This is a genomic window from Pseudomonas sp. NFACC14 (genome assembly GCF_900106885.1).
Taxonomy (GTDB): domain Bacteria; phylum Pseudomonadota; class Gammaproteobacteria; order Pseudomonadales; family Pseudomonadaceae; genus Aquipseudomonas; species Aquipseudomonas fluorescens_AA.
In genome coordinates, this window is the sequence record NZ_FNOA01000002.1 from 438767 (window position 1) to 448318 (window position 9552).

8 protein-coding genes are annotated in these 9552 nt (G+C 58.2%); 7 read left to right on the forward strand and 1 reads right to left on the reverse strand.

Annotated elements, in window-relative coordinates; all coding sequences use genetic code 11:
• The first annotated feature begins 13 nt into the window (after positions 1-13).
• From BLU85_RS06525 to BLU85_RS06555, 7 genes are all read left to right on the forward strand, one after another.
• Positions 14-2467, forward strand: a complete 2454-nt coding sequence (locus BLU85_RS06525) for an efflux RND transporter permease subunit (RefSeq protein ID WP_218190005.1) — start codon at positions 14-16, stop codon at positions 2465-2467.
• A 163-nt stretch (positions 2468-2630) separates the two neighbouring features.
• Positions 2631-4250, forward strand: coding sequence for an AMP-binding protein (locus BLU85_RS06530; protein ID WP_092198586.1), 1620 nt, complete (start codon positions 2631-2633; stop codon positions 4248-4250).
• Between the two features lie 56 nt (positions 4251-4306).
• Positions 4307-5230 carry an FAS1-like dehydratase domain-containing protein gene (locus BLU85_RS06535; RefSeq protein ID WP_092198583.1) on the forward strand — a complete coding sequence of 308 codons (924 nt, stop codon included), beginning with the start codon at positions 4307-4309 and terminating at the stop codon, positions 5228-5230.
• Between the two features lie 41 nt (positions 5231-5271).
• A complete protein-coding gene (locus BLU85_RS06540; protein ID WP_092198580.1) occupies positions 5272-6396 on the forward strand; it encodes an acyl-CoA dehydrogenase family protein in 1125 nt (374 codons plus the stop codon).
• A gap of 61 nt (positions 6397-6457) precedes the next feature.
• Complete coding sequence (locus BLU85_RS06545) at positions 6458-7234, forward strand: SDR family NAD(P)-dependent oxidoreductase (protein WP_092198577.1); 777 nt, start codon at positions 6458-6460, stop codon at positions 7232-7234.
• Positions 7235-7289: 55 nt separating this feature from the next.
• Positions 7290-7670, forward strand: coding sequence for an EthD domain-containing protein (locus BLU85_RS06550; protein ID WP_092198574.1), 381 nt, complete (start codon positions 7290-7292; stop codon positions 7668-7670).
• A gap of 22 nt (positions 7671-7692) precedes the next feature.
• Complete coding sequence (locus tag BLU85_RS06555) at positions 7693-8382, forward strand: glutathione S-transferase family protein (protein ID WP_092198571.1); 690 nt, start codon at positions 7693-7695, stop codon at positions 8380-8382.
• A gap of 44 nt (positions 8383-8426) precedes the next feature.
• Here BLU85_RS06555 and BLU85_RS06560 read toward each other — a convergent pair.
• Positions 8427-9552 (reverse strand): electron transfer flavoprotein-ubiquinone oxidoreductase (locus tag BLU85_RS06560; protein WP_092290004.1); only part of this gene is annotated, 1126 nt, incomplete at its 5' end.

Sequence of the window (9552 nt, forward strand, 5' to 3'; positions counted from 1 at the left end):
ATAGGAATACGTTATGAATTCGGCTAACGCGGCGGCTGAGGACATGCTGGTCATTGGCAATGTCGCAGACTTTGACAAGCGCACGGGCAATCTCCTGGAGCGCATCGTATTCAACCACCGAATGCTGTTTATTGTGCTGTGTATCATCGTGACTGCTGGCCTGGCCTGGCAGATACGCCATGTCAGTATCAATGCGAATTTCGATAAGGTCATACCTACTTCCCATCCGTACATCCAGAATTACTTTGCCAACCGCGACAACCTGGCAAGCCTGGGAAATACCGTACGCCTGGTGGTAGAGAACCCGGGCGGCGATATCTATAACCCCGAGTTCCTGGCGCTCACCCGGAAGATCAATGATGACCTTTTCCTGACCAACGGAGTCGATCGGTCGTGGATGCGCTCGATCTGGATGGCTTCGGTGCGCTGGACCGAAGTTACGGAGGAGGGGTTTCGGGGTGGAACAGTAATGCCCGATGACTACGACGGGTCAGCAGGTAGTATCGAGGCACTCAAGCGCAACCTCCGTTCGGCAGGGCTGGTCGGCGACCTCGTGGGGAGTGATCAACGCTCCATCATGATCGTCCTGCCTATCCTGGCGACGGATTCCAACACCGGAGCGCCCTTGGATTACGGTGTCCTTGGTCATCGACTTGAGGAACTGCGGGCCAAATATGAAACCGTGGGCCAGGGGCCGCCGGTGAAGATCCACATCGTTGGCTTCGCCAAGCTGACTGGTGACCTGATCGATGGCCTGCACCTGGTCATGCTGTTCTTCATGGTATCGGCCCTGATCACTGCCCTGATCATCCTGGCCTACACGCATTGCTTGCGTAGCACACTGCTGGTCGTGGCGTGTTCGGCGGTCTCGGTGGTCTGGCAACTGGGTATCGTCAGCGCGCTGGGCTATGCGCTGGATCCCTACTCGATCTTGGTACCGTTTCTCATTTTTGCGATCGGCGTGAGCCATGCGGCGCAAAAAATGAACGGCATCATGAAAGACATCGGACTGGGCACGCACCGGTATATAGCCGCCCGCTATACCTTTCGCCGCTTATTCATGGCGGGGCTGACTGCCTTGCTGGCCGATGCGGTCGGTTTCGCGGTGCTGATGATCATCGACGTGCCGGTCATCAAGGATCTTGCCGTGACGGCCAGTATCGGCGTGGCGGTGCTGATCATTACCAACCTGTTGCTACTGCCTGTGTTGCTGTCGTACGTGGGCGTAGGGGCTCGGGCCGCGCGGCGCTCATTGCAGTATGAGGCCAAACAGGACGGTTTGCTGTTGCGCGGGCTTGAGGCCCTGACGCAGCGCAACTGGGCGCGGTGGACGGTGATCGGTGCGATCCTGCTGACCATGGGAGGGCTGTGGGGTGCCTCCCATCTGAAGATCGGCGACCTGGATGCCGGTGCGCCGGAGCTGCGGGCCGATTCCCGGTATAACCAGGATGTCGGCTATATCAATGACCACTTCAGATTGTCCGGTGACCAGTTCGTGGTGATGGTCAAGACCCCCGCAGGTGGTTGCGAGCGGTACGAAACCCTCAAGGAGGTGGAGCGGTTGAGCTGGGCGCTGCAGCAGGTGCCTGGCGTGCTGGGCACGACCTCATTGGCCGACAACGTAAGACGCACAATCGCCGGGCTTAATGAAGGCAACCCCAAGTGGCTGACCATTTCGCGCAACCCGATGCTGGTAGGCGGGGCTGTGAACTGGACGTTGGCGGACAACCCTGAGGTTGCCGACACCGCCTGTTCGCTGATACCGGTGATCGCCTACCTGGCCGATCACAAGTCGGACACCCTGGAGCAGGTACTTTCGGTGGTGGAGCGGTTTGCCCGGGATCACGGCACGCCAACCTTGCATATATTACCCGCCGCCGGCTCGGCGGGTATCGAGGCAGTCACCAATATCGTGGTCCGTGAGTCGATCCTGAAAATGTATGCAGCCGTTTATGGCGCCGTGGCGCTGTTGTGCTTCATTGCGTTTCGCAGTTGGCGCGCGGTGTTCGTCGCGCTGATTCCGCTGGTGATGACCTCGATTCTATCCAAGGCGTTGATGGTGTTCCTCGGGATAGGACTGAAAGTGTCCACGCTGCCGGTGATCGCATTGGGCGTGGGCATCGGCGTGGACTATTCGTTGTATCTGCTCTCGGTGCAATTGATGCATCAACGCGCTGGCATGTCATTGCAACAGGCCTATCGTCACGCCCTCCAGTTCACCGGAAAGGTCGTGGCATTGGTCGGGGTGACCCTGGCCGCCGGTGCGGTGACCTGGGCCTGGTCACCCATCAAGTTCCAGGCAGACATGGGCATTTTGCTGGCCTTCATGTTTCTCTGGAACATGGTGGGAGCGTTGGTATTGATACCAGCGTTGTCGCACTTCCTGTTTAGCGAACAACCTCGGCCACAGCTCGTCAGGTCCGTACTGGCGCGCCGAAAATTCAGGACGCGCGCGTCTCACGTTTGATCGCGGGACGGAGCAGGATCCGGTTCCTGCACGAAACTCAGATACAAGCTGGCTCAGGTTCATCTGCAGACAAACCACCGGATTGTGCTGCCTCAGAATAGGCCAGGCTGTACCGGGTACGGCAGCCTGACCAAGAGAAACAATAATAAAAGAGGTGTGAACCATGACAGCGTGGAGCGTCCACGAGCAACGCAGTCTCCCGGCACTACTGGCGCAAGCGGCAACTCAGTGGCCAGATTCGACCTACCTGGATTTCAGTGGTGAGCTATTCACCTTCGCACAGACCCGACATCAGGTCGGTCGGCTGGCCGGTGGCTTGCGCACGTTGGGCGTCGCTCCGGGAGACCGTGTGTGCGTGCTGATGGACAACAGCAGTGATTTCGTCTTCCTCTGGTTTGCCGTCAACCAGCTCGACGCTGTGTTCGTACCCATCAACGTCGATATGAAGGGCGAGTTCCTGCGCCACCAACTGGCAGACGCCGGGGCAAACCTGCTGGTTGCAGAAGAGCATTATGCGCAACGGATCCTGTCGATCGAGACCGGTTTGCCCGAGGCCACGACGCTGCTGGTCAGGGGCAACTTAGGCGAAGGCGCAGGTCGCTTGCGTGTGCTGCCGTTCGAGGAGGCTCGGGCCGACGCTCCCTTGGCGAACGATTCGCGCAGTCAACCCGGCGACCTGGCGATGCTGGTCTACACCTCTGGCACGACCGGGCCCTCCAAGGGCTGCATGATCACCCACAACTACGCGTGTCATTTCGCATCGCAAGTCGCGTCTTCACTGAAATTGGACAAAGACGATGTCCATTGGTCCCCGTGCCCCTTGTTCCACTGTGCGGCGGCGTTCGGTGTGGTGTTGAGTGCGCTCTACACCGGTTCGACGGCTGCGGTGGCGCCACGTTTTTCCGCATCCCGCTTCTGGGAGCAGATCGAGCAGAGCAGGGCAAGCATCGCCTTGCTGCTGAGTGTGATGTTGACGTTGATTCCGGCAGGTGGGCGAACCGAAGTATCGGAGCGCTGCCGTGGCCGGTTACGCGCCGTCTACGGGGTTCCCCTCACCGGTACGTTGATTGCCCAGTGGAAGGAGCTCTTCGGGCTGCAATATGTCGTGCCGCTGGGCTACGGCTTGACGGAAGCCTGTTTGTTGACGATCACCGTGGTGGACGATCCGAACATTCCCGAGGGGGCTTCCGGGCGCAAGTGCGAGGCGTTCGACGTGCGGATTCTGGATGAGCATGGTCATGAATGTGCGCCCGGTACGGTCGGTGAAGTGGTCGTACGCCCCAACAAGCCCGACATCATGTTCACCGGCTATTGGCGCAATCCGCAAGCCACGGCCGCCTGCACGGAGAACCTATGGTTCCACACTGGCGACCTGGGTTCGTTCGACGAACAGGGTTACTTCTTCTTCGCGGATCGGAAGAAAGACTGTCTTCGTCGGGGCGGTGAAAACATTTCCAGCTTCGAGGTAGAGCAAGCCTTCCTTGCTCACCCGGATATCGCCGAAGTGGCCGCTCATGCGATCAAGTCGGAAGTCTCCGAGGATGAGTTGAAGATCACGTTGGTGCTGCGCAGCGAGGCGTTGCTCAGCGAAGAGGAACTGTGGCGTTGGGCGGGCGAAAACCTGCCGAAATTCGCGGTGCCGCGATTCATTGAGTTCCGCGCCAGCTTGCCGCGTACTCAAAGTGGCAGGGTCAAGAAATACCTGCTGCGCGAGGAGGGGATCACCGCAACCACCTGGTATCAGCTGGAAAACACTCGCCCACCGAAAGCGGCGGGTATCTGACGTTTATTTTCAGCTGCACAGCGACAGTTCAGACTCTTTACTCAAGCGGACGCCATATGAACGATGTAACCGAGGAAACGCTCATCATTGAGAAACTGGCGAGCAGCGTAAATCCGGTCCGGGTGACTGCCAGCACATCGGTTAGCGCCTGGGCAATTCGGAACTGGTGCCACGTCATGGGCATCACCGACCCGCTCTTCACCCAGCCACAAATAGCCATCGAGCGTGGCTACGGCGCAGCCGTCGCACCGCCTGCCATGCTGCAGCTATGGACAGTGCTCGAGTTACAGCAGCATGAGCACGGGGTCAATCGTTCACTGCGCCGGGTGTTTACCGAAGCCGGCTACAGCGCGATCGTGGCGACCAACTACGATCTGAAATCCTTCCGACTGGCACATGTAGGCGATCTCATCACTACCCACGTCTCTCTTGATTCGATCTCATCGCGCAAAGACACACCGCTTGGTACGGGCTACTTCGCCACTGAGTTCCACGAGTGGTTCGACCAGGATGGTAACAATCTCGGCGAGTTGAAGATCCGGTGTTTCTACTTCCGTCCGTTGCAAGGAGCGCCGACGGCGGATCGCGTCACTCGTTCACCCGACACAGACATGCCCGGCGAGCTGGCGATAAATGTCGACACAACACTTATCGTCGCCGGTGCGTTGGTCGGCAATGACTTCGAGCGGGTTCACCATGATCGCGATCTGGCCCGCGAGCAGGGGCTTCCCGACATCATCATGAACATTGCCACGTCGGCAGCATTGGCCTTTCGCTATTCAGCCGTGTGCGAGCCACATGGGTTGTTGACGCGACTGTCCTTGCGCCTCGGCGTGCCGTGCTGCCCTGGTGATGTCCTTCATCTTTCAGGGCAACGAACGGAGCACCCGGTGACAACCGAACGGGCTTACACGCTCGTGGGGAAAAACAACCTGGGTGAGCACCTGAAAGGCTCCATGGTGATTCAGGTCACCCCCTGAAGCCCGACTGAAGCACAAGCCGAACTCAACAGGTAATTGACATGCGTACTATCTTTCGCGACGACCATCATATTTTCCGTGAGCAGGTGCGGCGCTTTATCGAACGTGAAATCGTACCTCACCATGATGCCTGGGAAGAGCAGGGGGTGGTTCCGCGTGAAATATGGCGGCGGGCAGGGCAGGAGGGGTTGCTTTGCGTGGGCATTCCCGAGATCTATGGCGGCGGTGGTGGTGATCGTGGGCATTCGGCCGTCATGATCGAAGAACTGGCCAGGGTGAATGCCACCGCCGTGGGATTTACCACTCACTCGGAAATCGTTGCTCATTATGTGCTGACGTATGGCACCGAAGAGCAGAAACAACGTTGGTTGCCGCCCATGGCCAGCGGAGAACTGATTGCAGTGATCGCCATGTCGGAGCCCGGAATGGGTTCCGATCTGCGAGCCATGCGTACCAGTGCCAAGCGTGAAGGCGACCACTATGTTGTGCACGGTGCCAAGACCTTCATCACTAACGGCATCAACGCCGATCTCGCCGTGACGGCGACTAAACTCGACCCGAACGATAAACGCTTGACGCTGCTGTGCGTGGAGAGTGATCGGGTCGGCTTCAGCAAGGGCAAGAAGCTCGCCAAAATCGGCCTTCGAGGCCAGGACACGGCCGAGCTATTCTTCGACCAGGTCAGCGTCCCCGTCGCCAATCGATTAGGCGAAGAAAATGAAGGTTTCAAGTACCTGAGTCATCAGTTGGCCTGGGAACGCCTGATTATCGCCATTCGAGCGACGGCATGCCTTGAGGCCATGTTTGACGAAACCGTTGCTTACACCCGTGAGCGCAAGGTTTTCAACCAACCAGTGTTCGATTTCCAGAACTCGAGATTCAAGCTCGCGGAAGCCAAGGCGCAAATCACCATGCTCCGGGTTTTCGTCGACCATTGCCTGGCACTGTCCATGGCCGACACCTTGTCGTCAGATATGGCAGCCATGGCGAAATTGCTGGGGTCGGAACTGCAAAACAAGGTGTTGGACGAGTTCCTGCAACTGCACGGCGGTTATGGGTTCATGAGTGAATACCGCGTGAGCAGGGCATGGGTCGATGCGCGCGTCGCCAGGATCTATGGCGGTACCTCGGAAATCATGAAGGAAATCATTGCACGGACCATCTGATATCCGGTGGCGCTGCTTCCGTCGGGCCACGCGGTTCTGGTTGATTATTCAAAGGGGAAAGATGATGCGGCTCAAAGATAAAGTGGCGTTGGTCATCGGTGGCAGTCAATCGCTAGGCGAAGCGATTTCCAGTGAGTTTGCCCGCCAGGGCGCCCAGGTCATTGTCAACAGCCGACCGCGAGAAGAACCGCCGGCGGTGGTGACCCGGCTCACCGCCGAAGGCCTTCAGGTCGCCTGGGAACCGGGCGACATGAACGACCCCGCAAGCATGGTGGCCGTGGTGGAGCGTATCGTCGCCCGCTTCGGCCGGCTGGATATCCTGGTTGTAAGCGGCTCCCCCGGTGGTGGCAAGCCTGACCTGTTCGAAGAGATGCCAACCACAGAGTATGCGCGAATGCTCAACGGGCAGTTGATCTCCCGGATGAATTGCCTGCATGCGGTGGTGCAGCCCATGGCAAAACAGGGTTACGGGAAGGTGGTGTTCGTGACGTCCGATGCCGGACGCACGCCGACACCCAGCGAGACACTGGTGGGCACGGCCGCAGCCGGCCTGATGTACTTCACCCGGGCAGTTGGCAAGGAATTGGCACGCAAGGGTATACGGGTGAACTGCATTGCCACGACTCTTACCAAGGATACCCCGATCCATAACTATGCCCAGCTGTATGGCAAGGACCATGTCCTGTCCAAGGCCTTTGCAAAAATCGAAGCGCAGACGCCCTTCGGCATGAATGTGCCGTCCGACATCGCCAAGACCGCGCTGTATTTTGCCAGCAGCGATTCCGATCAAGTGTCGGGAAGCGTCATCAGCGTCAACGGCGGTCTTTCTTTCCCCTAAGTGACTATTCAGCGGGTTTCGACGGCCCGTTTAACTCACGCAATCCGGAGATGTCATGGTCAAGCTCATTTTCATGCTCAAGCGCAAGGACGGCATCAGCCCGCAGGCGTTTCGCGAGCATTACGAAGGCAGCCATGTGAAACTGGCGCAGAAGTACATCGGTCACCTGTTGGAACGCTATGTTCGCAACTATCCCCTGCAGGCCGTACTTAATCCCAGCAACCAGTCCCAAGACGCTGGTACTTCACCGATCACCAGTGAGTACGATGTCATCACCGAAATGTATTTGAGGGATGCCCTGGCGGTTCAGGAGATGTCGAGGATTTTCAATGATCCGGACATCAACCCTATTCTGGTGGAGGACGAACTGAAGTTCCTCGATCGGGCGTCGACGTTGATGCTGGTGTGTGACCAAGTCGATACAGGCACGGTTTAATTCATTTGCAGGGGAACAGAAGATGCTCGACGTTTACCACGCGCCCACCACACGGACCTTTCGCATCACTTGGCTGCTTGCCGAGTTGGGGGTTGACTATAATCTGATCGAAATGAGCTTTTATAACGATGACCGTCATCAACCGGCATTTCGCAAAATCAGCCCTATGGGCTCATTGCCGTTGATTGTGGATGACGGTTTTGCTTTAACCGAGTCCGGCGCCATCATCAATTACTTGTTGCGCAAGTACGGCCAGGGCCGTTTCAGTTATGCGGACGGTACCAACGAAGCCGCGTTGGTTGATCAATGGATGTATTGGTCCGAATCGCTGTTCGCCATTTATCAGCGGATATACTGGGATCACTGCATGCCCTTTCCGGCGGGATTGAAAGAGCGAGTGCCCAAGGTGGGGCTGGACGCTAAGAAGCGGGCCATTGAATATCTACAGATGCTTGAGGATGCACTGGGTGACGAGGGGTATGTGGTGGGGCCCGAACCCACCGGCGCCGACTTTATGCTGTGCTTTCCGCTCTACCTGGCACATAGCGACGGGTGGCTGATCGATCATCCCAAGACGACACGCTATGTCCTGCGTATCGCTTCTCGTCCCAAATTCGCGGAAGCCATTGCGGACAGCTTGGCGGTCATTAAGCAGTTCGAGAAGCTTAAGGCAGTTGCAGCAGGCCAGGCTGCCTCTGCATCGACGCGCTGACCGCCTGCCGGAGAGCCGAGTGTATCGACCTCCGGTTTGCGCGTTTACATGTTCGGGTAAGTCGGCCCACCGGCACCTTCCGGTGAGACCCAGGTGATGTTCTGCGCCGGATCCTTGATGTCACAGGTCTTGCAGTGCACACAGTTCTGGGCGTTGATCTGGAAGCGCTTCTCGCCGTCTTCCTTGGTCACCACTTCGTACACGCCAGCCGGGCAGTAGCGCTGGGCCGGTTCGTCGTACAACGGCAGGTTCTTGCCGATCGGGATGCTCGGGTCGGTCAGCTTCAGGTGGCAGGGTTGTTCTTCTTCATGGTTGGTACCGGAGATGAACACCGAGCTGAGTTTGTCGAAGCTGAGCTTGCCGTCCGGTTTCGGGTAGTCGATTTTCTTGCAATCGGCGGCCAGCTTGAGGCAGGCATAGTCCGGCTTGTTGTCGTGCAGGGTGAACGGTATTTTGCCGCCGAAGAGGTTCTGGTCGAGCCAGTTGAAACCACCGCCGATGATCGCACCGTACTTGTGGATCGCCGCGCCGAAGTTGCGGCTGGCGAACAGTTCTTCGTACAGCCAACTGTTCTTGAAATTGTCGACGTAGGCGGTCAGTTCATCACCGCCTTCGGACTCGGCGAACAAGCGATCGGCCACGGCCTCGGCGGCGAGCATGCCGGATTTCATGGCGGTGTGGCTGCCCTTGATCTTGGCGAAGTTCAGGGTGCCGAGGTCGCAACCGATCAGCGCGCCGCCCTTGAAGACCATTTTCGGCAACGAATTCAGGCCGCCCTTGCAGATGGCACGGGCGCCGTAGCTGACGCGCTTGCCGCCTTCCAGGTACTGCTTGAGCACCGGGTGATGCTTGAGGCGCTGGAACTCGTCGAACGGCGACAGGAAGGTGTTGCTGTAGGACAGGTCGATAATCAGGCCGACCACCACCTGGTTGTTTTCCAGGTGATAGAGGAAGGAGCCGCCGGTGTTCTCGGTGCCCATGATGTCCAGCGGCCAGCCAGCGGTGTGCACCACCAGGCCGGGTTGATGCTTGGCCGGGTCGATTTCCCAGATTTCCTTCAGGCCGATGCCGTAGTGCTGGGCGTCGGCCTCGCTGTCCAGGTTGAAGCGCTTGATCAACTGCTTGCCGATGTGACCACGGCAGCCTTCGGCGAACAGCGTGTATTTGCCA

Excerpts from the sequence above, each read along its gene's own strand:
- BLU85_RS06535 (WP_092198583.1), top strand. The coding sequence starts at position 4,307 with ATGAACGATGTAACCGAGGAAACGCTCATCATTGAGAAACTGGCGAGC.
- BLU85_RS06525 (WP_218190005.1), top strand. The coding sequence starts at position 14 with ATGAATTCGGCTAACGCGGCGGCTGAGGACATGCTGGTCATTGGCAAT.
- BLU85_RS06550 (WP_092198574.1), top strand. The coding sequence starts at position 7,290 with ATGGTCAAGCTCATTTTCATGCTCAAGCGCAAGGACGGCATCAGCCCG.
- BLU85_RS06540 (WP_092198580.1), top strand. The coding sequence starts at position 5,272 with ATGCGTACTATCTTTCGCGACGACCATCATATTTTCCGTGAGCAGGTG.
- BLU85_RS06545 (WP_092198577.1), top strand. The coding sequence starts at position 6,458 with ATGATGCGGCTCAAAGATAAAGTGGCGTTGGTCATCGGTGGCAGTCAA.
- BLU85_RS06555 (WP_092198571.1), top strand. The coding sequence starts at position 7,693 with ATGCTCGACGTTTACCACGCGCCCACCACACGGACCTTTCGCATCACT.
- BLU85_RS06530 (WP_092198586.1), top strand. The coding sequence starts at position 2,631 with ATGACAGCGTGGAGCGTCCACGAGCAACGCAGTCTCCCGGCACTACTG.